The organism is Anaerosolibacter carboniphilus, assembly GCF_014205875.1.
GTDB classification, from domain to species: Bacteria; Bacillota; Clostridia; order Peptostreptococcales; family Thermotaleaceae; genus Anaerosolibacter; species Anaerosolibacter carboniphilus.
This window is the reverse complement of record NZ_JACHEN010000036.1, coordinates 21,850-46,328: the sequence shown is the minus strand read 5'-3', so window position 1 is coordinate 46,328 and position 24,479 is coordinate 21,850. Positions and strand designations below refer to the sequence as shown.

The window sequence follows — 24,479 nt, the reverse complement described above, 5'->3', positions numbered from 1 at the left end:
TCACGATTTAGTTCATAACAAATCCATATTTTTTCTATATTATATCGTAATCATAAAAATAGATCATTATATGCTTAGTTCTATGTATTCATTTTAGATAGTAAGATTGACCTAAAAGTATTAAGCCATGTATTAAAAAGGACGAAACAACATAGAGAAGCATATGAGAGGAGATGAAAAAATGCTAAGCCTGCAAACAGTTAATGATTTACGTTCATTAGTTAATATTCTGGATGCTAGAATAGAAAAAAATAAGGACATTATCGATTTAAAAGAAGTGGAGTATTTAACTTATCAAAAGATAAAAATACAACAATTAATTGATGATTTATACCACAAGGAAAGCTATTTTAAAGATACGAAGGAATAAGCTGATAATGTAAGACCAAAGAGGATTTTTTTGATCAGGATGAATGCTTGATACCAAAATCTCTATATTTTATTGAATCATTACATGAAATACCGATAAAGCATTGTATTTCAGGAATTTGGGATCTAGCAGTTCTTGCGATCGAAATTTCTGAAATGCAGTAGATTGGAGACATTTATGGAAGCAAAGTATATTAATCCGTTTATAGAAGCTTTCACAAAAACACTGGAGCAGTTAGGCATTACGGATATAAAGCGAATCGGCGTCAAAAAGAAAGATAAATTGTACGTTGATTTGGATATATCTACAGTCATATGCCTAAAAGGCGGCATTCAAGGAAACATGGCGTTATCCATGCCTCAGGATACAGCTAAAAAACTAGCTTCTACCATGATGATGGGTATGAGTATATCTGTTATTGATGATATGGCAAAAAGTGCCATTGGCGAATTGTCAAGCATGATTGCAGGAGCTGCTTCCACAATGTTTATGTCATTAGGGGTAACACTGCAGATTAGTCCTCCTATCGTGCTGCTTGAACCTTCTGATATAAATGCTTTAGAAGCACTAGCAATTGATTTCGAAACACAGTCAGGCAAAATAGAACTCAATATCGGATTTAATATCTAATTTATATGCTGCAAATCAACAGCCAGAGAATACGAACAAAACTTTATTATCAGTAATCTTTTCTAAATTGTGAATTAGATGTGAAAACAATTGTGTGGGTATCAATCATGCCCACTTTTATTATTATTAGAGCTGAATTGCCTGGTATAAGACAATTCCCATCGGTCATTTTTCATTTTCACCTACAAGGTTATCTAATATGCACTCAGTAGAGTTCTATTACGTATTCAGAAATACAGTCCCGAATCATATTTTCAGTACATGTCATCTCCTCTACATCAGAGGATTCTTCGATGGACAATGCAAGTTCTTCCCATTTTCTATGTGCAAAGTTAATTTAGCTAAATTTTCTGATGGAATTGCAACATTCTCCACTGTCCAAGAAAATTTTCTCCAATGAAATCAAGCTTTGGGGATAATCCCCAAAGCTTGATTTCATTAATGTTTTAACGCTAGATTCTTCACATAATCTTTTCTAATATCTAAAATGACCTGAATAAATTCATCCATAGATTTTATTTTACTTCTATTCAAAAGCATAAACTGGTCGATGGCAATCGACAAGCCCTGTGCATTACATCGATCTGTCATGTCCTCTATGACATCAAAATCAGGATAGCCTACTAGGGATATGAGTCGAATCATATTGGCACAGGCCGCAAAGCCTATGACCTCAGACAAAAAAGTCTCTAAAATCGATTCCTTATATCCCTTGAGATTCTTATAGGCTTCTTTTCCATCTTTTTCCCAACACTCGTTAAAGAAATATACATAATAATCATAGATTTCCTTAATGGTATGCAGGAGATAAGCACAATAACGCTCTCTCTTACCTTCTTCGACGTTTGATTTGAAAGTGAATGCAGAAAATTGAGATACCAAGTGAGCGATTAAATATCCCATATCGAAGGAATATGGGCCCATGAAGGTATACTCCATATCGATTATTTTCATCTTGTCTGCGTCAATAAAAATATTGGAAGTATGTAGATCACCATGGATGAGGCACTCACCTCTTTTCATGAATATGTCCCGCATCTTATAGCATTCAAGAATAACCTCATCTTTCGACCATACTAGTTCGGATATGTTTAACAGTTTTTTATTGGGTGTATTGTAATTGAGTCCTAAGAAAGCAGCTCTTATGAATGCGGCATTCTCCATAATAGATCGCATATCTGCATTGATAAATGTCGCTTGAAGAAGTCTATGGGTTTCTGGTTTCAGATAAAGCTCTGATGTATAAAAATTTGACTTGGCCAAATATTCTCCAACTTGCTTTGAGAACTTTGGAAAATACACCATTTTATTTAGTTGAAACCTCATTACTTTCAGATAAGACAAATCTTCCATGATAAAAATATAATTTTCTCTGTCAATATAATAAGTCTCAGGAATATATGCTGAAACGATTTGCCCCCTTAGTCGGAGGGTTTCATACTCTAAAACATTTCTAAAAGGAGTAAGACCATAGCCTTCTCCAAAATATTTTAAATAAGGTCTGGCTTGTTTTACGATAACTGATTTTTCATCGTTATATACCTTATAAATATAATTCACAAAACCTTCTTTTTCTTCTTCAGGATTAAAATCACTGATATCCTCCACGAAGAGATGATTATTTGTAAATATACTTGTGTGATTCAGCACGTATTCAATAATGTTATCCGCTGTAATGATTAGCATTCTCCCTCATCACCCATCTGTATTGGTTAAAAAAATCATAACATTTCCACTGTTTTGAATCAATAAACCTAGCCGATAACATTTTGCTCACATCCTATATATTTTTGTTCTCACTGGAGCATTCTTTGATTATGAAGTATAACTTTCTTCTAGCATTATCATAATAAGTAAAGAGATAAAATATCTCAGTAAGTATCCTTTGTGATGGATTTTAGGAGGTGCAGAAACAAATGATCGGTACAGTAAAATGGTTCAACGCCGAAAAAGGTTTTGGATTCATTGAAAGAGAAGGTGGCGATGATGTATTCGTACACTTTACCGCTATACAAACAGAAGGCTTTAAAACTCTTCAAGAAGGCCAAAAAGTTGAATTTGAAATCGAACAAGGCGACCGTGGCCCACAAGCCAAAAATGTAACACCAGCATAGGTTTTTTAGTTTTAGCACGACAAAAGCCCCATGGATATTCATCCACGGGGCTTTTGCCGAAATAGAAAATCATATATTCAAAATGTAGGAGCACGCATATTTAATGGCCTACTGCACCACCCAGGTAAGCTTCGGAAATCTCTGGTCTAGACGCTAATTCTTTTGCATCCCCAGAAAGAACAATCCGTCCTGTTTCCAATACATAGGCTTGATGAGCGATAGACAATGCCATATGGGCATTTTGCTCGACGAGTAGAATCGTCGTTCCCTCTTGATTCAACTCTTTTATTATGGAGAATATTTCCTGCACCAATAATGGCGCGAGTCCCATAGACGGCTCATCCAACAGCAACAATTTGGGTTTGGACATAAGAGCTCTACCCATGGCCAGCATCTGCTGTTCTCCACCACTCAATGTACCTGCCTGCTGCTTAATCCTTTCAAAGAGGCGTGGAAATTTCAGAAATACACGATCCATATCCTTCTTTATGCCATTCTTATCTTTTCTGAGATAGGCCCCTAATTCTAAGTTTTCCAATACCGTCATATTTGCAAATACCCTTCGTCCTTCAGGAACCTGGGAGATCCCCATAGCCATAATATCTTGAGCTGGTACACTATTTATAGATTTTCCCTTGAAAGTAATTTGGCCGCTCTTTGCTTTATTTAATCCAGATATGGTCCTTAATGTGGTTGTTTTACCTGCACCATTAGCTCCAATAAGAGTAACGATCTGTCCTTCTTCTACCTCCAATGAAATCCCCTTGATCGCATGAATTGCACCATAATATACATTTAAATCTTCGACCTTTAGCATTATATAGCCACCTCCTCGCCCAAATAGGCCTCTATAACCTTGGGATTTGTTTTGATTTCTTGAGGTGTACCATGGGCAATAATTTTGCCATAATCCAGTACATATATACGCTCACATACATTCATTACCAAAGACATATCATGTTCGATAAGAAGAATTGTTAAATCAAAAGCTCCTCTAATAAATCGTATCAACTCCATGAGTTCCTGAGTCTCTTGAGGATTCATTCCTGCCGCAGGTTCATCTAATAAGATCAGTTTCGGCTGGGTAGCCAAAGCTCTGGCAATCTCCAAGCGGCGCTGTTCTCCATACGGCAAGTTCTTTGCATATTCACCAGCCTTATGGTCCAGTTTGAATATTTTTAATAGTTCTAAGGCTTTCTTCGCAATTTCTTGCTCTTCCTGTTTAAACCTTTTACTTCCTAATATCCCTGCTGCCACACTATATTTTACATTCTGGTGATAGGCAATCTTTACATTATCAATAACGGATAGGTCTTTAAAAAGCCTGATATTCTGGAAAGTTCTAGCGATTCCCTTCTGGGTAATCTCATAGGGCTTCTTCCCCACAACACTTTCATCCAGGAAGCGAATATCCCCAGAGCTAGGCTGGTAAACACCCGTTAACATGTTAAAAGCAGTAGTCTTTCCAGCGCCGTTGGGACCAATCAGACCGATTAATTCCCCTGCATTCAGATAAATTTCAAATCCACTTACTGCGGTTAAACCTCCAAAAGTTTTGACCAATTGTTTTGTTTCAATAATCGGCATGCTGTACACCTCAATTCTTCGAGAATTTTAACTTCGACTTAACCCCTGCCAACATGTCTAATGACAATTCCTTTGTACCCAGTAATCCTTGGGGTCTAAAGAGCATAATACCAATCAACATCAACGAATAGATTACCATTCTAAGTTCAGCAAATTGACGTAATGCTTCAGATAAAAAAGTCAACAATACGGCAGCTGCCACAGAACCAGTAATACTTCCTAAACCACCTAGAACTACCATTAATAGAATCTCCACAGAAAACATGAATGTAAAGGATTGAGGGTGCAGCAATCGGATGAGGTGGGCAAAAATCCCTCCCGCTACGCCTGCAAAAAAGGCTCCGAAGGTAAAAGCCATTACCTTATATTTTGTCGTATTAATTCCCATCGTCTCTGCTGCAATCTCATCCTCTCGAATGGAAACACACGCACGGCCATGGGAAGAGTTCATAAAATTAACGATGAAAAGAATGGTTAATAACGCGATGCTATAAGCCCATAAAAAGTTTGTATAACCTGGAATCCCCCACATACCGGCAGCTGCACCAACATATTTCCAATTTACAAATACAACCCTAATAATTTCTCCAAATCCCAAGGTCGCAATTGCTAAATAGTCTCCACGTAATCGCAGCGTTGGAAGGCCGATTAAAAATCCTGCGAAAGCCGCTACCAAACCACCCACTAACAGCGATATGAAGAATAGAACGGGCCCAGGTAAAGGTAATGCAAGCCTTGTGGTTATGATGGCTGAAAAATATCCTCCTACTGCGGCAAATCCAGCATGCCCTAAAGAAAACTGTCCAGTAATTCCATTAATCAGGTTTAGGCTGGTTGCCAAGATCATAAACATACTCATGGTCGTTAAAACTTGGGCATAGTAGGCATTCAGAATACCAAGCCAAATCAATGATTGAATTGCAACACCTAATGCCATTGCAGCTACTATTGCTAGTAATTTTTTCTTATTCATGGCCATCACCTACACCTTCTCTCTAACATTTTTACCAAGGATACCAGTGGGTTTTATGATCAGTATAACGATCAAAATAGCAAAAGCTACAGCATCTCTAAATGTAGAGTAACCAATAGCACTGATTGTAGACTCTGCGACGCCAAGGATTAATCCTCCGATCATGGCACCAGGAATAATTCCAATTCCTCCTAAAACAGCGGCTACGAAGGCTTTTAATCCTGGAAGGGTTCCCATCAACGGTTGCACAACACCATAATATTGACCTACCAAAACCCCACCTGCTGCTGCCAAGGCAGAACCTAGGGCAAAGGTAAATGAAATTGTATTATCTACATTGATTCCCATTAGTTTTGCTGCATCTTGGTCGAAAGAAACGGCTCTCATAGCTTTTCCCATTTTTGTTTTTTGCACGATAAAGTGCAAAATAACCATTAATGCAATGGCCGTTAACAGAATCAATAACTGTCCATTGCTTACAGTAGCTCCCATGAAGCTCCAATTTATTTGCTGCATTTTAGGAAAAGCTTTCGGAGATGCGCCAATTGTATAGATGGTAAAATTCTGAAAAAATAAAGACAACCCCACAGCAGTCATAAGTGCGGCAACCCTTGGTGCACTGCGCAATGGCTTATATGCAATTCTTTCCATAATCATACCTAAAATGGCACAAAGAATCATGGCAACCGCCAGTGCAGCAAAAAAAGGTAATTTCAAAACCGTAATGGCATAATAACCAAAGATGGCACCCAGCATATAGACTTCACCATGGGCAAAATTGATAAGCTTTATGATCCCGTAGACCATGGTATACCCAAGGGCTATCAGGGCATATACACTACCCAGGGAAATACCGTTAATTAACTGTTGTAGAAATTCTGCCACCGTTCCCACTCCCTTTCATCGACTCTTTCTTTATCTTATGATACAGATTTCGTGACGCTTATTTCTATGAAATGAAAGAGGGGTAGGTCAATCCCCCTCTTCATTCACCTTCGTCTCAATTCTTTTATGGATTTACAGTTGTGAAGTACTTTTGCTTTCCATCTTCAATCTTGATTACAACCGCACTCTTTACTGGGTCTCTCTTCTCATTCAATTTGATTGTACCAGTAACAGCCTTTAACTCAATCTTAGTAAGAGCATCTCTGATGGCAGTAGAATCAGCACTTCCTGCAGTTTTGATTGCCTCAAAAACCATATAAGCTGTATCATATGCAAGAGCAGCCAATGCATCTGGAGTCTCATTGTATTTTGCTTTGAATGCCTCGATGAATTTATCTACTTCTGGAGAATCCACGTCTGGTGAATAGTGGTTACTAAAGTAATGTCCATTGGCAGCATCCCCTGCAAGTTCAAACAATGCTGGTGAATCCCAACCATCTCCACCAAGGAATACTACATTTTCTAGGAAACCTACGTTGTTCTTCGCTTGGTTGAGAATTAAACCTACTGTATCATAGTAAGATGGTACAAATACCACATCTGGAGCGGAGTTTTTTACTGTTGTCAAGATGGCATTAAAGTCCGTATCACCACTTACGAAGGATACTTCTGATACGATTGTACCGCCATTCTTTGTAAATACATCTTTAAATACATTTGCAAGACCTATAGAATAATCGCTGTTTGCATCGGTCATAATGGCTGCTTTCATAGCTTTTAAATCTTTTGAAGCGAAGTTCGCCATAACTTGACCTTGGAATGGGTCGATGAAAGCTGCTCTAAAGATATACTCTCCTACTTCTGTAACTGCTGGGTTTGTTGAGGAAGATGATACCATAGGCACCTTTGCTTCCTGGGCAATTGGTGCTGCTGCTAAGGAGTTAGAACTTGCTACAGCTCCTAAGATGGCAACAACTTTATCCTGCTGCGTTAATTTTTGTGCTGCTGTCGCTGAGTCAGCCTGTGTACTTTTATTGTCTTCTAATACAAATTCTACTTTTCTCCCAAGAAGCCCCCCATTGGCATTGATCTCTTCAAATGCTAAATCTAGGGCTTTTTTAGAGGATTGTCCGAAGGTAGCAATTGCACCACTTAACGGGTAAATACCTCCTATTTTGATTGGTCCTTCCTCAGCAGCTGGTGCTGCCGCAGGTGCTTCTGCCGGCTTGCTTCCGCAAGCTGTTACGAGTAAGCTTGCAATCAATAGCATTGCAATAAGAATAAATGATTTTCTTTTCATACTGAGTCCCCCTCTTTTAAATTGTTTAATTTCCTCAGGAATACCATGAAATTTTTCCTCATGTATAAACGTTGTATGATTTTAGATTGAAATTTCATTTTTTCCTGCAAGATGAATAGTATAAATATAAATATAATATAATATTTATACATATATTTCATAGGTTCAACCTCACCTGAGCATCTATCTCCCTCAGGCTCCATTCTTGAAACCACTGAAATTATTTATAAAACTAATTATAGTCACTAAAAATTTCTCTGTCAATATGATTTTTTAAATTTTCTGATAAATGAAATATTATTCAAATCCCGGAAAACGATACCAAGCTTGTTTTTTGAATCTTGCAAAATTCAGAAAATTTTTACAAAAATTTTTGTTTAAATATCATTTAAATACAGCCTATCGTTACGCTTTAAAAATCAATAAAAAAAGATAAAGGCAGAAAAAAATCTGCCTTTATCTTTTTTTATCAATAGACTTTATCGATGCAAAGAAATGAATGCGCTAGGGGACGCCTTCTTTACATCCATGAAGGAAGATATAAATTTATGATTTTATCGTCTCGTCAACCTTTCACTTTGAAAATTACGACACCTGCAATCATAAGAACAATACCCAAGGGCTTCGAAAAATGAAAGGCAATCTTCTCGGCGCCAAATAAGCCGAAAGTATCAATACATACGGTGGCAATAAGCTGTGCCACAAGAAGTGTACCAATTGCCAATGTAGGACCAGATAATCCAATTCCTCTCATGACACAATAGACAATGAGCACTCCAAAGGCCCCACCCACTAAGTACAACTTTTTTACTTCCGCTATTTTTCCCATATTCCCCTCTCTCCAAAATAAAAGCATTAAAAGGGAAAAGACAAAGCCTATTCCATGTACCACTGTAGTTGTTTCCCATAAGCCGATTCTTTCGCTTACCCTTGTATTGAAAATGCTTTGCAAGCTAACCAATATTCCTCCAACAATCGAATAAACAATTCCCACTTAAATTCAACTCCATTTCTATTCATAAAGACTTCCACAGGATAATTCCTTTATTTTCTCCATATCATGAATTACAATAGCCCCTTTACCTCTGGTTATGACTCCTTCTTTCTCTAGCTGGCCTATTACACGATTCAAATGACGATAACTGGTGCCTAGCAGAGTGGCTACCTCTGTCAACTTAGAGGATTTCAGTTCTTCCTTATGAATATCATCCTGTTCATCAACCATCGTGGATAAAAGATAGCTTGCAAATCTATTCTCTACAGGATATAAAAGATTCAATGCTGTGGCATTAGAGATTGTATACAGTTTATGACATATTTGCTTTATCAGGAAACGAAGAAACTTTGGATCTTCATAGGAAAATTGGTTAAGATATTCATATTTTATTTCTATAAGAAAACACTTGTTCACAGCTTCCACATTGCAACGTGCTCGATAGCCTGTCAAGAACTCCATATCTCCTACAATGCTCAGAGGTTTATTAAATCTTAATAGCAATGCTTTTCCATTTTCTTGAACCGTATAAACTTTTAGTTTACCCTTTACCAAAAAAAACATCGACTGGAACGCATCACCGCTTTGGCAAATACATTCACCTTTTTCTAAGGCATAAAGCGTCATATATCGGACGATCTCCCTATCAAATATTTCTTTTAGATCATATCTATCAATATATGTCTGTAACAAATTGCCTTCGGTTATAGGCCTCATTTCAATACCTCTTTTATAATATTTTCTATAGATTTAGTTTAAAGAACTGAGCAAAAAAAGAAAAGGACAAATGTCCTATTTCATGAATTATTTATGATTCTTTGGTTATTATTTATAGACTATCCTCGCCTGTATAACAGATGCTCTCTCTACTCCAGAATTTTGTAGATAGATAATCCTATGTTCTTCTCCAGGCTGGCTATGCACAAGCAATAAGTCTCCTTGATTCAATCGAATCGTTTCGTTTTGGCTTAATTGTATTTTAATAGGATGACACGTACAATAGAATGCCTCTGTAGTTTTTGAATCCCCTATATGGCTGGATAAGTGTACTTCTGCGTAGTTTCCCCCATCAATATGTAAAGCTCGAAGTTCTCCGTTGCACCCCTCTGCCAACATAAGATTAAAATCTGTAACCTTACCAAAGCTTCGAGTTGTCCATGCCCCATCAAAAGAATCCTTTTCATACGGATTTAGAACAATCTTATGATGGCCTTCATGGATCAGCTTCAGCTCACCCTCAATAATCATGATATGTCTCCAAATTCCTGGCAAAGAAGTAAAGATACTCTCATCTACTTCAACCCTTGCTGAACTCAATCTCCACAAAAAGTTTCGTTCACTATATAATGCTTCCTTTGGATAGATAGCCAGTTGTGTTGTTGTTCCTCCCGCCCATAAACTGGTCTGTTGTTCTTCTTTCGCAATCTTTTCTATCTCATATTTCAATGAAACCATCTCCTTGATTCTGTAATTAGATTCATGCGTTCTTTTTCCATTATCATAGCATGTTATTCTTTTTCGTGCTATGCTTTCATAAAATGAAAAGTTTTTTCTCTATGCACATGTAGCATTTGTACTTTTATAATGCCTTGCCTAAAAGATGTAAAACCTGTGCTTACATCACAGGTTTTGCATCTTCATATCCTATATCTTTAATTTGTTAGCTGTTTTTCTGCTATTTCAATAAGTCTTCTTGTCATGTTACCGCCTACACGACCTCCAAGATATATGTTTTCAACAGAAGCAGTCAGACTTCCGTTAGGATGATGCAGTTGCTCTGATACACCCATTTCTTTCGCTATTTCTTCTCTCATCTGCAGCAACGCTTTCGTTGCATTAGGATCAACTGGCCCTCTTCTCATATAAATTCACCTCTTTTTTAGACTATATAAAGAAACACTTACTAACGGCAATATCTGCAAATATGCAGTAATATTGTTAGATATATTTTTCCCCATAATGCACAAACTATGTTTGTATCAATAATAGATTTCATTTTGAAGGAGGAGTTTCAAGTGTCTACAGGTAGTAAAATTGAAAAAGCGCTTACCAGCGCAAAGAGCTTAGCAGTAGATCTAAAGTCTTTCTCTTTAGATACAGATGATCAGCAAGCAAAGCAAATGTTTAATCAGTTATCTTCGACAATGGATAATGTTGCCCAAATGCTGCAAAGTCGATTCGACTTTGTTCAAAGCGAAGAACCTCAATATAAGCAGTCATAACCGAAAGGGAGGCATAGACCATGCGTAGGTTTATCCTCCTTTCTCAATAAAAAAAAACAGAGTAGCAAATCTGTTGCATTCGCACCCTGTCTACCCCCTAAAAATATTGAAGTATCTTATATTTTAATCTTTTCTACATCTATCATTTTTCTAGGAAATCACTTTTCTCACATCATAAAGGGCGTTTAACACCAACCAATTTTGAGGGAAGTATCTTCCAATCGTCCAATAACTAACCCCACCCAAGTTGTATTCATCAACCAGATTCAATTTTGCCTGTATGCTTCGTGCATCTTCAAACCACACCTCATGCTGCTTGCCATTGGTATCATAATAGTTGAAGAAAGGAGACTGAGATTCTACATCGTATTCGATGGCAGCCCTTCGTGTCCGAGCTAGATCCACAGCCCCTGTATTGGACACTGTAGTCGCCCTTGAACCTCTGGCATAGGGTAGGGTCCAATCATAACCATAATTGGGTATTCCCATTAAGATCTTTTGCCTTGGAATAGCTGATACTGCGTAGTTTAATACTCTTCTGATCTCATCAACGGGCGCCACAGCCATAGGTGGGCTATAGGTGTATCCCCATTCATAGGTCATCAAAATCACGTGGTCTACCAATGCACCAAGGACAGGATAGTCGTGGGCCTCATATAGAATACCTTCCTGTTCTGCCGAAATCTTTGGTGCCAGGGCAATCGTTACTGTATAGCCTTGATCGTGGAGACGACTTGTGACCTTTCTTATGAAGTTGTTATAGTCTTCTCGATTTTCAGGATAGATATATTCAAAGTCAATATCCAATCCGTAATAATTCTTCGTCCGCAAAGTCTCCAGCACATTGGCAATAAGTCTTTCCTGCACATCATTATTGGTTAGTATAGCTTTTGCTACCTCGCTGCTGAAGCCTCCTCCTGCTTCTAGATTTGTAATCACCATCAGTGGTGCTACATTGGCAGCTCGGGCAGCTTGAATCAGCGGTGTATCATTGATAGTACGAAGGGTTCCATCCGGATTCACTTCATAGCTGAATATACTGAGATAAGTCAGATTTGGCAGCGTCTTTCTAAGCACATCCATATTAATATTGGGAAATGCATATCCATTGACTTCAATCGTACCCCTTTTCGCTGTTCTTGATGGTATAATAAGCACCTGGCCCGGATAAATCACACCTGTTCTTCCTAATTCAGGATTTGCCGCAATAAGTTCATTTACTGTAATCCCATATTGCCTAGCAATACCATAAGGTGACTGACCTGGCAGTACAGTATGACGCCGCTGCCCCTCTAAGATCACAAGGGTCTGCCCCACAACCAAACGACCAGGTTCGCTCAATTCATTATCAGCAATGATCTTTTCTGGAGAAACGCCATAACGCTGTGCAATGCTATATACACTTTCACCCGGTTTCACAACATGAATAATCAACATACTCACCTCACTACATAGTCTCAATTCACTATATGTTGGGATGAAATGTTTGTGTATACTTTTGAAACTTAATTTCTTTTTCAACACAATAACACATCTCATTCTCATGACATAAATTGATATTGAAACATAAAAAGAAGGTGAAGCCATGTCCATTTCTCTGCATCGCCATCAATGCTCTCCAAATACAACTCCATATATAATCCAAGAGGGAGATAATCTCTTTAAAATTGCAAGAACATTTAATACATCAGCGCTTCTTATCATTAAAGCAAATCCACACATTAATCCTTATACCCTCTTTGTTGGACAGAAGCTCTGCATCCCTAAACGATAAGCTGTGCATCAAGTCTATACAAAACCTACAAATAGAATGTGCCTCCAAACTTCACAATTCTTTATAAATAAAAGACAGAAGATGAACACCCATCCTCTGTCTTTTATCCATTTATTTGCTTCGACTATTAATGTTTATATAATCTCTATAATTTCTAGCTCTTTCACTTGAGACAAATCAACATAATCCTCACCTATTCGGATCACAGGTCTACCAATATAATTGGGACAAACAAAAACAATTTCAGCTTGATTGCCGTTATTCAATAAAGCCTTTTCTCCGATATAATAACTGGAAATATTATTCAAAAATTTGTTTAAGATAGCTATATCAAAAGTCTGGATTCCTTCTATCTTGAACATAAGAAATGCCGAAAAAGGATTTATTTTTTTCTGATAGACCCGGTTTGAGGTAACCGCATCGTAAACATCAGCAATAGCAATGATCTTTGCTTCTTTACTAATTAAATCACTCTTTAGCCCGAAAGGATATCCTGACCCATCTTCCCTTTCGTGGTGAGTCAGAATTGCGTCCTTTATAGTGCTTGATACTTGACCAATAGATTGCATAATATCGTAGCCATAGCTTACATGCTTCTTAACCTCCTCATACTCATCAGGCAATAATTTTCCTGGTTTATTCAAGATACTTTGAGGTATCTTAATCTTACCTATATCATGAAGCAATCCTGCAAGAATTAAATCCTTTATTTTTGAAGTAGAATATTTTAGCCATTTACCGATTAACATGGCATAGAAAGCTACAGCAACACTATGACTATATGTATATTCGTCAAAGTGATTTAATTCATTAAGGTTTTTAATAATATAATAGGCATTGTTGATTTGACTGTACAGTAAATCTGCCACATGCTTTATTTCTTCCATTCGAAATGGATTGCCTTTCGCCAAGTCATTCACTAACCTTTTATATTTTAGAACACTGGTCAGGTAGACTGACTTTGTTGTTTCGTAAGAATTTGATTGGCCCTCACGCACATTTTTGCTATATATCCAAGCAGCAGAAATACCTAAATCTAATAATCTTTTTTTGATGTATCCATTGACTGTAACATTTCCAGCTATGATTAGCATTCCCTGTTCGCTGTGAATATCCTCCGCAAGAATATCACCATCGCGTAAATCGTATATAGCCACATATTTCGTGCTCACATTTCTGTCCTCCACGCGTTCTGATTCGTCAACACACACAATTCTTTCCTATCTTAACTGTTATTTGACATTTTTCTATTTTTTCCTCCTATTTTCGACTCTAAATTTCATTTTATTCCTTCTACTATAAAAAAAAACGCCTAAGGGCGCTTTCGCTAGGGAACCCTAGGTTCCCTTCGACGACTGCTATCGCAGTCTGAGCACCCTCCTTAGTACGGCAGGGGATTTCATCCCCTACAACCCCTATTTTTTATTGTTTGGTTTTCTCAATCCCTACATCCATTGTGCTTACTTAATTTGAGCTTACTTAAGATTTATACTCTCTTAGACAATAAAAAAAGAGAGCCTGCCAACGATGCATTCTCCCTAGTTCTAATTATGATATTTTTATGAATCTCTACTTGCTAATACATATCTTTCCAAAAGCTATAGGGTTTCTGATCTCCATCAATTGGAATTAGAATGTATCCCTCTTGTTTTAAATGCTCTAAAATCTTTGGAAGAGCTTCTACAGTAGATTGCCTTTCATGAAGTAATATAATAGGCACATTACGTCTTGCAACCTGCTCCTTTACATTTTGTAGGATGACAGAAGGAGAAACATAGTCTGCTTCACTATCCTTACTATCTACATTCCAATCCCACATCTTATAGCCTTCACGAAGAACAGCCTCTCGAAATTTCTCTGTCATATGCGGTTTGCTTCCATAAGGCACCCGAATAAGAGTCGTCCGAATTCCTGTAACCATTTGTAAAGCATTATTGCACTCATTCATTTCAGATACTAAAATAGATGGGGATCTATAAATTTTCTTTACATCATGGGTTACACCATGAAGTCCGATGGCATTTCCCTCTTCAGCTACCCTTTTTACAGCTCCAGAGTAATTCTTAATTCGATCTGACAGCATAAAAAAGGTTGCTTTCGCACTATATTGATCTAAAATTTGAAGCAGCTTTTCCGTATAGATAGAAGGACCATCATCAAAGGTAATATAGGCTATTTTATACCGCAGCCTAAATTCTTCCCTTTCACGATTTCTTATGGTCAATATCATTTTTTCCTTTTCTTTCGTTAATGTATTTTGCAAGTGAAAATATACTTCTTCATCCGTCATTTGCGCATCACTGTTTTTAGCCCTTGCGATGGGTCCTGTGGAGATATATGCAACATTATATCCAAAGCATTTTGCTATAATCTTGAAGGGAACCATGATCCGATTATGCTTAATATAAACACAATCTGTCATGATGATGCCCCCATCAGTAATCAAGGTCTTTAAGGGGATATCCAATATAATCTCTTTTTCATCCTTTGTGATATATACACTATTAGATTCGCTTTCCCACCTTACCTCCGCCCCCATGGCCTCAGCAAAAAAACGTACAGGAATATAGGTACTACCATCTTTTACTTCAGGATACACATCTTCAAAGGAAATCAGTTGATCATTGACAACAATAAAAATAAATTTATTGAGATCTTCTTGATGTCCATAGCTTTCAACAGGAAAGAAAACAATGGTGCATATCATCAAAAGCAAAGCTGTTTTTTTCATATGGATTTTCCTTTCCCAGCAAAAAATTATCTTTGTCGCTCATATATTTATTATTTCACCAGGACAAGGAAATAGAGATTGAAATAAATAACAATTTAAAATGAGTTCTTAACGAACTCATTTTAAATTGTTATGCAAAAAAGTTTTATTTTTTTAGACTTGTTATCTCTATAGAATCTGATCCAAAAAAGAGGGGAGAATCTTCTTGAAACGCTCCTCCAGATATACCTAATCTCTTGTTTAACCTTTAAAAATAATATCTTCATGAATATCCTTCAGAGAATTACAGCCTGTCATTACCATACCTTCCGCCAGTTCAGCACCTAGTTTCTTGGTATAGGCAGCTACCCCTTCAGCACCCCCACCATAGGCCGCTACAGCATAGGGACGTCCAATCAATACGCCGTCTGCTCCAAGGGCTAAAACCTTTAGCACGTCCAGTCCTGTCCGGATTCCACCATCGATAAATATCTTCATTCTTCCCTGTACCGCCTTTACAATCTCTGGAAGTACTTCTACAGTAGCAGGTGTATGATCCAACACTCTACCACCATGGTTTGAAATTACGATACCATACGCCCCTGCTTCCAGAGCTTTCAGTGCTCCTTTAACAGTCATGATTCCCTTAATGATAAAAGGTAAATGGGTAGCGCCAATAATCTCCTTTAATTCTTCTACGGATTTTGGACTAACTGGCTTTCCAGCCATGGCCAAAATTGCCAGTCCAGCTGCATCAATATCCATGGCCACAGCTGCTACACCTGCCTTTTCAGCGGCACGAAGTCGTTCAATCACTTCATCTTTTCTCCATGGTTTGATGGTAGGTATTCCCCATCCACCATTTTCTTCGATGGCCTTGACAGGATTTAAGAAAAACTCATCCTTTACTCCATCCCCTGTAAAGCCCACGATGCCAGCTTCCTTACATCCATCCACAATGGCCTTTGAATATTCATAGTCCGTAAGCTTCTCACCATAACAAGCCACCAAACCACCAATAGGTGCTGCAAAGATTGGGAATTGAAACTTCTTTCCAAATAACTCAATGGAAGTATCTACCTTCTCAGCTGCGTAAATGGTGTCCATGTTCAATTTGATATCGTTTAATTTGTCAAAATTTCGTATAAAACCTGAGCCAGAACCTTTCCCTCCTACACCAGGGATTTCTCCTTTACAGACCTTACCATTACATTGTCCACAAACTCTGCATTTAAAACCTTCAATTTTCTTGGCACTTTCCATTACCTCTCTAAAATCCATCTCGATCCCTCCACACATATGTATTGTAAATCTAATATTTAGACTTCCTAAATTATTTTTATTTATTTTATTCTTTATGATATTCACTGTCAAGCCTTTCAATGTTATTGGTAGGATTCTCTGTATAAGATGTAATAAATCGATAATATGATGTAGGCGCTATACATACTCAAAATCAAAACAGAACGATGTCCCCTATTTTACAAATTCGACGTAGCATGGTACATTTAATATAACGATTCACTAGGCTATTGCCCAAAGGATACCTAGTAAATTTGTCAAACTGATATACATAGGAGGAATACCCATGAGTGAACAAAGGAAAGCAAATCAGGAGAAACTTGGAAGAAAAGTAGTTGATGCATTGCAAAAGAATAGGTTCAATGCTGTCTTTTATAACACAGCGCAAGAAACAGTTGAACAAATCATTTCCACGATTCCTTCTAATGCAACTGTTGGAATTGCAGGGTCTTGGACTATACAGCAGCTTCAACTGGTTGAAATGTTGGAAGGACGAGGAAATATGGTCTTCTGTCACCACAAACCAGGCCTGACACCCGAGGAAATATTGGAAACCCGCCGCAAACAGTTGACCTGCGATGTATTTCTTACAAGCACTAACGCAATCATAGAGGATGGTCGCCTCGTGAATACAGATGCTACGGGTAACAGAGTGGCAGCCATGATCTTTGGCCCTAAGAAAGTTATTGTCATTGCAGGAACAAACAAAATCGTAAAAAGCCTCGAAGAAGCAGAGGAGCGTATTCGAATGACAGCTGCACCTCTTAATAACAAGCGATTGAATCGTCCTAATCCCTGTGTGCATACAGGGCAGTGTATGGATTGTCAAGGCCCTACACGGCTTTGCAATATCACTACCGTATTGCACAAGCGTCCACCAGCCTCAGATATCCATATTTTTATGGTTGGAGAAGAACTCGGCTTTTAGCATTTTGGGAATGAATTGTCGTATTAATTCAGCAGAAAGATAAGATGATCCTGCCTTATATATCTATGAATAAATAAAGTAACGCTGGAGATATTATCATTCAGTAATGGTTGGAAACTTAAAGAGAGAGTTTGGAAGAAATACAAATTTTTATTTCCCTTCCAGCCTCTCTCTTCTTTCCTAAGATAAAAAAGTGATTCTCTATTTCTGCACAAATCTTCTGATTCTAATTCTTTCAATCTTTAGATTAAGCTTAACAGATTTTCAATAATAGTATACTCCTTAGGAATAAAGATGTCCTGCATACTTTCTATTGAAAAATCAACACCAGATCTATATAGATGAATTACAGAACCCTTGGGCTCGTTAATCTCACTTCTTAATGTATTTGGATGCCCCACAGCCTTGACTGTATAAGGAGCTGTAAAATATCGACTTTTTATATGCAATCCGTTCTCGTCACTTTTCACATCTGTTGGATCCATAATTCTTATATCATTGATGGAGATTGCCGCGGCCCTCACCCTGACCAGTTCTTCTATCATCAACTGGATGTGCTCCGTTTTTGGTGTTTGATTCAAAGTAATGATAAGTCCTTTTCCCTTTATGCCTGTTTTCATTTCAGAGAATATCGCTGCTTTTTCTCTTGAAGATAGTGTATCTTCATTCACACCCATTTTCATTTCGGCATTTGTAAATCCAGTAACTGCTATCATGACCACAAGGCATATAGATATCACCTTGTACTTCCAGGATGGCTGTTCAAGCCTACAAATCATGTGGATTCTTCGCTTTACATGGTTTTTGTCAGTTAATAAGCCTGTAAGGCCTGGTATCCAGCAGGGTTTTGAAAATACCTTTAAAAGATTGATAATCGTATATCCATAGTTTTTGTATTCGTCAACTTCAATATAGGAGAGAGCCTTTGTATCACAAGCTACCTCACAATCCTGCTTCATTCTTTTGAATCCATACCTCAATATAGGATTAAACCAATGAAGGGTCTGTAACAAGAATATGATCCAATTCACAAGGATATCTTTTCTTTTCAAGTGAGAAAGCTCATGCAGCATAATATATTTAAAATCATCCTTTGAAAGTCTTCCAAACAAAGCCGTGGGAATTAATATCTTCGGTTTGATGAAACCGAAAAGTGCTGGCATCTGCACGTGCTCCGTAAGAATAAGCGGAATGTCTTCTCCTATCCCCATCACTTTCTTACATTCATCAAGGATATGGTAAACGTCTCCTGTATGATAAGAACTTTCTTTAGTAATTTTCCTATATAGCTGAAGATTGTAAAGAATTGCGCGTAATAAGAGAATCATACAGCCACTTAACCAAAACACAGCAAGTACATTTAGGAAATTTGTTTTGTCCGAAATCTTATGGAATAAAATAATACTAGATTCGCCAAATCTCTCAATAGATCGTCCGAGCAGTGTCTCTCCAAAGAAAGCAACTTTCTCCTGAGAAACCTCCATAACCTCTAAGCCATCAATGATTCCCAGAGAACCATCCTTGGTTAATGATGTACTCCTTGTAAAGAGGGGAATGAGGTTAAATACGCTGAATGCACTGGTGGGTGCATAGGGTATGGTCAATTTCAAAATCATTAAAAACCATATAGAATAATGCCATCCAGCACCTATCTTATCTTTGAGAACTGACTTAACCAATAGAATCAGAATTACCAATACGCTCGTCATGGAGGAAGAAAGCAGTATCCATTCAAAAATTGAAGTAATGTTCACATCCTACTCCCCCATTCTACTTTTTACCTTCATCGAGCATTTGCTTTAATTCTTCAATATCTTCAGGAGACAACTCAACCTTTTCTAGAAAATTTGCCATCATTAGACTGAAGGAGCCATTAAATACTTTATTGAGAAAAGACTCACTCTCTGCCTTTACACAATCTTTTTCTGAAACCAAGGGATAGTATAAATAGGATCTGCCATCCTTTTCATATCCAATGGCTCCTTTATTCAGCAGCCTATTGATCAAGGCTTTCACTGTTTTAGGCTTCCATGTCACATCATCACCAAGCATTTCTATCACTTGATTTGCTGTTATTTTAGGATTACTCCAGACAATCTTCATAATCTCCCACTCTGCATCAGATATTTGTGGAATCTTCTTCATACCACTGCCTCCTTGGATTACACGCATAATATTTAATTAAATATTATGCGTGTAATCTTTCAATGTCAAGTTCTTTTACTAAAATAAATTCTAAAATTTCCAGGTTATAAATGGTCAAATTTCTATTTTAAGAATACTAAAAAGAAAAAGTCATGGCTAAATAGTACTCTACCCATGACCTTCAATCAGTCCATTTGATATTCTCAAAAAATATTATAAAAAAGAGTTTGTAAAGGTTTTTTTACGAAAATTCTGGGATGATGCTTTTCCACCAAAGAACAGATTACTGCATGCCTTCAACAAACTTTTTAATTTCTTCATCAATATCTTTCGCTTTTTCCTCCATTTCCTTTATCCCCTTGGAGATTCTCGTCAGCAAGAGTTCTACCTTGCTACCCATTTGCTCTACTCGGCTCAACGATTCATGAATACGATCCTGCACTACCCAATCAGCAATCAATCCATCAAAAAAGTAATCCGCAAAGGTAGCAAAGGAACCAATTTCTATGTCAAAAGCCATATTCTCACCGATGTCAGCTAATTCTCTTTCAAAACGTTTCGCTAAAAACTGAGCCTGTGCCATCGTTTCCTTGGCTTCATCAATCTTAGAATGCTTCGCCATCGTTGCAATCAAGCCACCTCCAAGCATATCCCAAGTTCCCCATCCGCTGGCTGATTTCAGCTCGTTCTCTACCTTCCTCAGCCTATCAACAAGTTCTATTCCTGCTGACCGTGCTTCCTGTAATTCCTTGATAGTATGCTCTACCTGAGACTTCTCCTCTTCCCACATAAAAATGCTGTCATCAAATTCTCTATTCCCCTTAAACAACTCCATTTTTCTCTCAATCAATTTTTCATATTCCAGATCGGGATCGCCAAATGCATTCAATTCCTGCTTCAGTTCAGATAACACACTATTTAATTGGGTTATCCCGTTGTTAGCTTCATCATATTTCAGTTTTGCAGCTAAAAATTCTTGCTTTTCCTTATCCAATTTCTCCTCTTTTGTGCCTAAGATCGTAGCGAATAAGTTTGTCAAAGTGATTCCCTCTAGCGCTTCTACATCTTTTCTTTCTCGAATGAATTTTTCATATAATTCTTCTTTTCTCGCCTGCTCAATATTTAGCTGCTGCTTTGTCTTTTCCAGTAATCGCAGTGTTCTTTCCTTTTCCAATATCTTTTTCTTTACTGCTAGTATTTCATTATTTAAATTTGTGCTCATATTCTTCCCCCTTTTTGTATTTTATTCGCTTTTTGGGGTTCGAATTCCTTCCCTGTATTACAAAGGGCAATTTCTCAATAATTATTGTATACCCAAAATTTGCGTTTCTTTGATAAGCACCACGCGAGTTGTAAAACTGCTAAATGTATCGGTTGGAATTATCCAACTTACTATCATTTTAAACAATGCTTGTGCTACCATAGTATAATGCTCGGTCTGGGATTAATAGTCGCTGACCTACCATTATTAATGGATTATCTAGATGATTCAATCTCATAATTTGCTCTATTGTCGTATCAAATCGTTTTGCAATTGAATATAGCGTGTCTCCTTGCTGAACAATATAAATATATTCATAACCATTCGGCATGAAACAATCCCCCTTTAAACAATTCATTCTATACATAATATTCAATTGCCCGAAGGAATGTTAGTAAAGCTTTAAACTATAGACTAGATATAATATGAAAGAACTATAGAGATATAAAATACACTCTATAGTTCTTATTTGTTAGGCTTTATTAAAGAAGTTTACAGAGATTTCATATGTTTTTAGTCTACCCTTGTTTCATGCCTAAATAGGTTAATTCCGCAGTTAATAAATATTACGCCACAATTAATCACGTAGGTTAAGGGGTAACGGTTAAGGTTAGAAAAAAACGTAGGGGCGAACATTGTTCGCCTGTATATGAAGTATGTGTGTCACCCCCTAGATCGTGTCATACTGAGCACAGCGAAGTATCTAAAGGAAGTAATAAGTACAGATCCTTCACTATCGTTCAGGATGACAAGTAAGATGATATCTGCGGTCTACTGGCGAACACTGTTCGCCCCTACCAAGCTTAACCTCATCCTTGCATAATTTTGCCACACATCAATCTACGATTATGAATATATATCCTATAGCAAACTTTGAATAAAAATTTTTCCCAGTCAATATTATCCTATCAATATATTCAAAGGAACCATGTCCCCTTCTAAAGCTCTACTAATCTGTTTCCCACCAAAATTGTTTTCAATAACTAGTCTACTTTTAAATTATTTAGGCTATCGCTCACATTTTTTGTAGTTTGCTCCAGTTGAGTCATGGTTGCTACCATTTGTTGAACAACTTTCAATTCTTTATTCAGTAGATCACTCACTTCTTGAACAGTGTCCATATTGGCTTCTGATTTACTACTTAGCGCCACTATTTCATTGGATACCAATGTACTATTTGCAGCGATCTCCTCAGAAGATCCAGATAATTCAGTTACCATCTCAGAGACACGATGAAAAGATTCATTGATCTGTCCAAATTTTTCTTCGAGCAATCTCATGTGATCCTTTTCTTCATTGGTCTTTCTGGAAACATCTTTCATCAAAAGTTGTGTGCCTTCAATTCCGTTCATAATTTCATGAATAAGCTTAGAAATTCCTTCTGCTGATTTGGCTGACTCCTCCGCTAACTTTCGAACCTCACCTGCAACAACTGCAAATCCCTTTCCGTGTTCTCCAGCTCTTGCTGCCTCAATAGATGCATTTAAAGCAAGAAGATTGGTTTGATTGGCGATCGAAGTAATCGTATCAACAATTCCATTGATCTCTTTTGACTTGTTACCCAAATTCCTTACCATACTAGCCATATCATCTGCGGTATTCACGACATTCTCCACATGTTCCTTCATTACTTTAACGATTCGATTCCCTTCAGAGGTGTTTTTTTCTGTCTGTACAGCTTCCACTGCAACAGATTGTATGTATTCTGCAACTTCGTTAACTGCACTATGGATATCCACCATACGATTGGCCACAGTAGTTGTACCTTCTGTTTGCTCTGTCATCCGATTTACCATATTGACGATGTTTCCATCAATCACTTCAAAATCAGTGGCGGTTTCCTGAAATGCACTTGCGAATTCCTGGCTCGTCAAGCGTAACTCCGAAAAGGATTGATTGATTTTTTGTATAAGAGATTGAATTGTATCCAACATCTGATTCGTATATCCCGCTAATTCCCCGATCTCATCCATGCTCTGTATTTCAATCCTCTGGGTCAAATCTCCGCCTAAACTTGTTAATTCCTTCATTTTTTCAGTTAATACAACAATAGACTGGGTCTGTTTTTTCGTCATAGCTTTTACAATGAACCAAATGAAAAGCAGCGCCAATAACATCATAAGAATCAATGCTGCTATTAGTATGAATTGAAACTTTATTAAGACGCTGGCATTGATATCTAGTCCTAAGAACCCCGCAGCCACATCCTTCTCCTTAATCGGTATTCCAACAGACAACATTGCCTTTTGCTCTATAAAGTCTTGTCTCAAAGGCGATAAATAGATTTTGCCATCCATAATATCTTGCTGCTCTTGATCCTCTTGCCATTGATAAGGCGCTCCGATTTCATTTCCTTGAGAATTGCCTTTGTCTATCAAATACACCCAATCTCCATTCTTATCTTTTATGACTAAATATAGACTAGGAATAAACTCTCCTGCCTTTTTATGTAGCAGCGTAAGTTGCTCATCCAGGGCTTTATATCCTTCATTTTGTGTATCTTTCTCAGCTATTAATTTTTCTAGATCTTCCTCTGCTAATTCCTGGGTGATTACATTCTCCATGATCGTAAATGCCATATGTATCACTTGTGTAGTTCCCTTCTGTACCATAATAAATAGAAAGATACCAAAGCAGATGAATATGGAAGATACTAACATCATGATGTTCTTTGTCCATTTTTTACGCATAGTTGTTGGCTTTTTCTTTTTTAATAAAGACATATCCTGTCACCCCTCGTAGTTTCCTTTGATGTTATCAAAGGTATTTGATTCATCGTCTTCCTGCTTAACCACTATGATATAAAGACTGACTTTGCATTTCTATGTATTAGATAAGAGGACTGATCCTAGGACATAGACCTTTCATACGAAACTAATGATCTACAGCCCTAGAAAGTCCTCTTTGCTTGGTGATCTAAGATGCTTTTATGTGTTCATGGGCTTGTATATATTTCTGTCTGCAATCCCAACTACAGAAATAATGTACTGTACCGTCTTCATCTATCACCTGATATGCCTTTTCTTTTGGAATATATGCCTCGCAATATGCGTCCTTTACCACTTCTATTATGCTCTCACTTTGTGTGCGAATTTCTTTTGCTAAATCTTCATTTTTCTCTAACCCATTGACTGTTCTTTCATTTTCTTTTGATGAATTAGCTCCTGCTTGTACAATCTTTCCAAAAACTCGACTAACCAACATGTACAGCGCAAGGATCCATACAAATTGAACAAATGTATTCATCAAAATCCCCCTTTCAACTATCATTTCATTTATTATCT

Annotated in this window: 25 protein-coding genes; 5 read left to right on the top strand and 20 right to left on the bottom strand. The window is 37.4% G+C overall.

The features are described 5' to 3' along the window. The first annotated feature begins 163 nt into the window (after positions 1-163). On the top strand, positions 164-370 hold the full coding sequence (locus HNQ80_RS21880) for a hypothetical protein (RefSeq protein WP_184312812.1): 207 nt from the start codon (positions 164-166) through the stop codon (positions 368-370). A gap of 177 nt (positions 371-547) precedes the next feature. Next, a complete protein-coding gene (locus HNQ80_RS21875; protein WP_184312811.1) occupies positions 548-1,000 on the top strand; it encodes a chemotaxis protein CheX in 453 nt (150 codons plus the stop codon). A 438-nt stretch (positions 1,001-1,438) separates the two neighbouring features. On the opposite strand, the gene mtnK is transcribed toward HNQ80_RS21875, so the two are convergent. Further along, positions 1,439-2,686, bottom strand: a complete 1,248-nt coding sequence (gene mtnK / locus HNQ80_RS21870) for an S-methyl-5-thioribose kinase (protein ID WP_184312810.1) — start codon at positions 2,684-2,686, stop codon at positions 1,439-1,441. Between the two features lie 230 nt (positions 2,687-2,916). Between mtnK and HNQ80_RS21865 the strand changes: the two genes are divergently transcribed. Beyond that, positions 2,917-3,114, top strand: coding sequence for a cold-shock protein (locus HNQ80_RS21865; RefSeq protein WP_184312809.1), 198 nt, complete (start codon positions 2,917-2,919; stop codon positions 3,112-3,114). Between the two features lie 100 nt (positions 3,115-3,214). Here HNQ80_RS21865 and HNQ80_RS21860 read toward each other — a convergent pair whose 3' ends face one another. From HNQ80_RS21860 to HNQ80_RS21820, 9 genes are all read right to left on the bottom strand, one after another. After that, entirely contained in the window at positions 3,215-3,931 is a 717-nt protein-coding gene (locus HNQ80_RS21860; protein ID WP_184312808.1) for an ABC transporter ATP-binding protein, read from the bottom strand. Then, a complete protein-coding gene (locus HNQ80_RS21855; RefSeq protein ID WP_184312807.1) occupies positions 3,931-4,701 on the bottom strand; it encodes an ABC transporter ATP-binding protein in 771 nt (256 codons plus the stop codon). The genes HNQ80_RS21860 and HNQ80_RS21855 overlap by 1 nt, the downstream gene beginning before the upstream one ends. Before the next feature lie 10 nt (positions 4,702-4,711). Next, the gene (locus HNQ80_RS21850; protein ID WP_330602990.1) at positions 4,712-5,674 is read right to left on the bottom strand and encodes a branched-chain amino acid ABC transporter permease; all 963 of its coding nucleotides are present in this window, start codon (positions 5,672-5,674) and stop codon (positions 4,712-4,714) included. 9 nt (positions 5,675-5,683) lie between these two features. Beyond that, positions 5,684-6,559: a branched-chain amino acid ABC transporter permease gene (locus HNQ80_RS21845; protein WP_184312805.1), complete on the bottom strand. Its 876-nt coding sequence runs from the start codon at positions 6,557-6,559 to the stop codon at positions 5,684-5,686. 124 nt (positions 6,560-6,683) lie between these two features. Continuing rightward, on the bottom strand, positions 6,684-7,859 hold the full coding sequence (locus tag HNQ80_RS21840; protein ID WP_184312804.1) for an ABC transporter substrate-binding protein: 1,176 nt from the start codon (positions 7,857-7,859) through the stop codon (positions 6,684-6,686). 565 nt (positions 7,860-8,424) lie between these two features. Beyond that, positions 8,425-8,853: a DMT family transporter gene (locus HNQ80_RS21835; RefSeq protein ID WP_184312803.1), complete on the bottom strand. Its 429-nt coding sequence runs from the start codon at positions 8,851-8,853 to the stop codon at positions 8,425-8,427. Between the two features lie 18 nt (positions 8,854-8,871). After that, positions 8,872-9,570, bottom strand: coding sequence for a Crp/Fnr family transcriptional regulator (locus HNQ80_RS21830; RefSeq protein WP_184312802.1), 699 nt, complete (start codon positions 9,568-9,570; stop codon positions 8,872-8,874). 108 nt (positions 9,571-9,678) lie between these two features. Continuing rightward, entirely contained in the window at positions 9,679-10,299 is a 621-nt protein-coding gene (locus tag HNQ80_RS21825) for a HutD/Ves family protein (RefSeq protein ID WP_184312801.1), read from the bottom strand. Positions 10,300-10,505: 206 nt separating this feature from the next. Continuing rightward, positions 10,506-10,715, bottom strand: a complete 210-nt coding sequence (locus HNQ80_RS21820) for an alpha/beta-type small acid-soluble spore protein (protein ID WP_184312800.1) — start codon at positions 10,713-10,715, stop codon at positions 10,506-10,508. A gap of 153 nt (positions 10,716-10,868) precedes the next feature. Between HNQ80_RS21820 and HNQ80_RS21815 the strand changes: the two genes are divergently transcribed. After that, the gene (locus HNQ80_RS21815) at positions 10,869-11,075 is read left to right on the top strand and encodes a DUF1657 domain-containing protein (RefSeq protein WP_184312799.1); all 207 of its coding nucleotides are present in this window, start codon (positions 10,869-10,871) and stop codon (positions 11,073-11,075) included. Between the two features lie 150 nt (positions 11,076-11,225). Here HNQ80_RS21815 and HNQ80_RS21810 read toward each other — a convergent pair whose 3' ends face one another. From HNQ80_RS21810 to HNQ80_RS21790, 4 genes are all read right to left on the bottom strand, one after another. Then, entirely contained in the window at positions 11,226-12,512 is a 1,287-nt protein-coding gene (locus tag HNQ80_RS21810; RefSeq protein ID WP_330602989.1) for a glycosyl hydrolase family 18 protein, read from the bottom strand. Between the two features lie 471 nt (positions 12,513-12,983). Further along, positions 12,984-13,736 (bottom strand): HD-GYP domain-containing protein, encoded by a 753-nt coding sequence (locus HNQ80_RS26105; protein WP_279289026.1) that lies wholly within the window; start codon positions 13,734-13,736, stop codon positions 12,984-12,986. A gap of 689 nt (positions 13,737-14,425) precedes the next feature. Next, positions 14,426-15,580: a polysaccharide deacetylase family protein gene (locus tag HNQ80_RS21795; protein WP_184312796.1), complete on the bottom strand. Its 1,155-nt coding sequence runs from the start codon at positions 15,578-15,580 to the stop codon at positions 14,426-14,428. A 240-nt stretch (positions 15,581-15,820) separates the two neighbouring features. Then, on the bottom strand, positions 15,821-16,840 hold the full coding sequence (locus tag HNQ80_RS21790; protein WP_184312795.1) for an alpha-hydroxy-acid oxidizing protein: 1,020 nt from the start codon (positions 16,838-16,840) through the stop codon (positions 15,821-15,823). Positions 16,841-17,147: 307 nt separating this feature from the next. Between HNQ80_RS21790 and HNQ80_RS21785 the strand changes: the two genes are divergently transcribed. Beyond that, positions 17,148-17,789, top strand: a complete 642-nt coding sequence (locus tag HNQ80_RS21785; RefSeq protein WP_184312794.1) for a lactate utilization protein — start codon at positions 17,148-17,150, stop codon at positions 17,787-17,789. A 242-nt stretch (positions 17,790-18,031) separates the two neighbouring features. Here HNQ80_RS21785 and HNQ80_RS21780 read toward each other — a convergent pair whose 3' ends face one another. From HNQ80_RS21780 to HNQ80_RS21755, 6 genes are all read right to left on the bottom strand, one after another. Next, a complete protein-coding gene (locus tag HNQ80_RS21780; protein WP_184312793.1) occupies positions 18,032-19,543 on the bottom strand; it encodes a M56 family metallopeptidase in 1,512 nt (503 codons plus the stop codon). 16 nt (positions 19,544-19,559) lie between these two features. Next, positions 19,560-19,934 (bottom strand): BlaI/MecI/CopY family transcriptional regulator, encoded by a 375-nt coding sequence (locus HNQ80_RS21775; RefSeq protein WP_184312792.1) that lies wholly within the window; start codon positions 19,932-19,934, stop codon positions 19,560-19,562. Positions 19,935-20,217: 283 nt separating this feature from the next. Beyond that, the gene (locus tag HNQ80_RS21770) at positions 20,218-21,156 is read right to left on the bottom strand and encodes a hypothetical protein (RefSeq protein WP_184312791.1); all 939 of its coding nucleotides are present in this window, start codon (positions 21,154-21,156) and stop codon (positions 20,218-20,220) included. Positions 21,157-21,334: 178 nt separating this feature from the next. Then, positions 21,335-21,526 carry a LysM peptidoglycan-binding domain-containing protein gene (locus HNQ80_RS21765; protein ID WP_243183487.1) on the bottom strand — a complete coding sequence of 64 codons (192 nt, stop codon included), beginning with the start codon at positions 21,524-21,526 and terminating at the stop codon, positions 21,335-21,337. 652 nt (positions 21,527-22,178) lie between these two features. After that, on the bottom strand, positions 22,179-23,918 hold the full coding sequence (locus tag HNQ80_RS21760) for a methyl-accepting chemotaxis protein (RefSeq protein ID WP_184312789.1): 1,740 nt from the start codon (positions 23,916-23,918) through the stop codon (positions 22,179-22,181). A 193-nt stretch (positions 23,919-24,111) separates the two neighbouring features. Further along, entirely contained in the window at positions 24,112-24,441 is a 330-nt protein-coding gene (locus tag HNQ80_RS21755) for a hypothetical protein (protein WP_184312788.1), read from the bottom strand. Positions 24,442-24,479: the final 38 nt, after the last annotated feature.

Bases quoted from the DNA above. Each gene is read 5' to 3' on its own strand.
- HNQ80_RS21880 (WP_184312812.1), top strand. From the start codon at position 164: ATGAGAGGAGATGAAAAAATGCTAAGCCTGCAAACAGTTAATGATTTA.
- HNQ80_RS21875 (WP_184312811.1), top strand. From the start codon at position 548: ATGGAAGCAAAGTATATTAATCCGTTTATAGAAGCTTTCACAAAAACA.
- mtnK (WP_184312810.1), bottom strand. From the start codon at position 2,686: ATGCTAATCATTACAGCGGATAACATTATTGAATACGTGCTGAATCAC.
- HNQ80_RS21865 (WP_184312809.1), top strand. From the start codon at position 2,917: ATGATCGGTACAGTAAAATGGTTCAACGCCGAAAAAGGTTTTGGATTC.
- HNQ80_RS21860 (WP_184312808.1), bottom strand. From the start codon at position 3,931: ATGCTAAAGGTCGAAGATTTAAATGTATATTATGGTGCAATTCATGCG.
- HNQ80_RS21855 (WP_184312807.1), bottom strand. From the start codon at position 4,701: ATGCCGATTATTGAAACAAAACAATTGGTCAAAACTTTTGGAGGTTTA.
- HNQ80_RS21850 (WP_330602990.1), bottom strand. From the start codon at position 5,674: ATGAATAAGAAAAAATTACTAGCAATAGTAGCTGCAATGGCATTAGGT.
- HNQ80_RS21840 (WP_184312804.1), bottom strand. From the start codon at position 7,859: ATGAAAAGAAAATCATTTATTCTTATTGCAATGCTATTGATTGCAAGC.
- HNQ80_RS21830 (WP_184312802.1), bottom strand. From the start codon at position 9,570: ATGAGGCCTATAACCGAAGGCAATTTGTTACAGACATATATTGATAGA.
- HNQ80_RS21820 (WP_184312800.1), bottom strand. From the start codon at position 10,715: ATGAGAAGAGGGCCAGTTGATCCTAATGCAACGAAAGCGTTGCTGCAG.
- HNQ80_RS21810 (WP_330602989.1), bottom strand. From the start codon at position 12,512: ATGTTGATTATTCATGTTGTGAAACCGGGTGAAAGTGTATATAGCATT.
- HNQ80_RS26105 (WP_279289026.1), bottom strand. From the start codon at position 13,736: ATGGAAGAAATAAAGCATGTGGCAGATTTACTGTACAGTCAAATCAAC.
- HNQ80_RS21795 (WP_184312796.1), bottom strand. From the start codon at position 15,580: ATGAAAAAAACAGCTTTGCTTTTGATGATATGCACCATTGTTTTCTTT.
- HNQ80_RS21790 (WP_184312795.1), bottom strand. From the start codon at position 16,840: ATGGATTTTAGAGAGGTAATGGAAAGTGCCAAGAAAATTGAAGGTTTT.
- HNQ80_RS21785 (WP_184312794.1), top strand. From the start codon at position 17,148: ATGAGTGAACAAAGGAAAGCAAATCAGGAGAAACTTGGAAGAAAAGTA.
- HNQ80_RS21775 (WP_184312792.1), bottom strand. From the start codon at position 19,934: ATGAAGAAGATTCCACAAATATCTGATGCAGAGTGGGAGATTATGAAG.
- HNQ80_RS21770 (WP_184312791.1), bottom strand. From the start codon at position 21,156: ATGAGCACAAATTTAAATAATGAAATACTAGCAGTAAAGAAAAAGATA.
- HNQ80_RS21765 (WP_243183487.1), bottom strand. From the start codon at position 21,526: ATGCCGAATGGTTATGAATATATTTATATTGTTCAGCAAGGAGACACG.
- HNQ80_RS21760 (WP_184312789.1), bottom strand. From the start codon at position 23,918: ATGTCTTTATTAAAAAAGAAAAAGCCAACAACTATGCGTAAAAAATGG.
- HNQ80_RS21755 (WP_184312788.1), bottom strand. From the start codon at position 24,441: ATGAATACATTTGTTCAATTTGTATGGATCCTTGCGCTGTACATGTTG.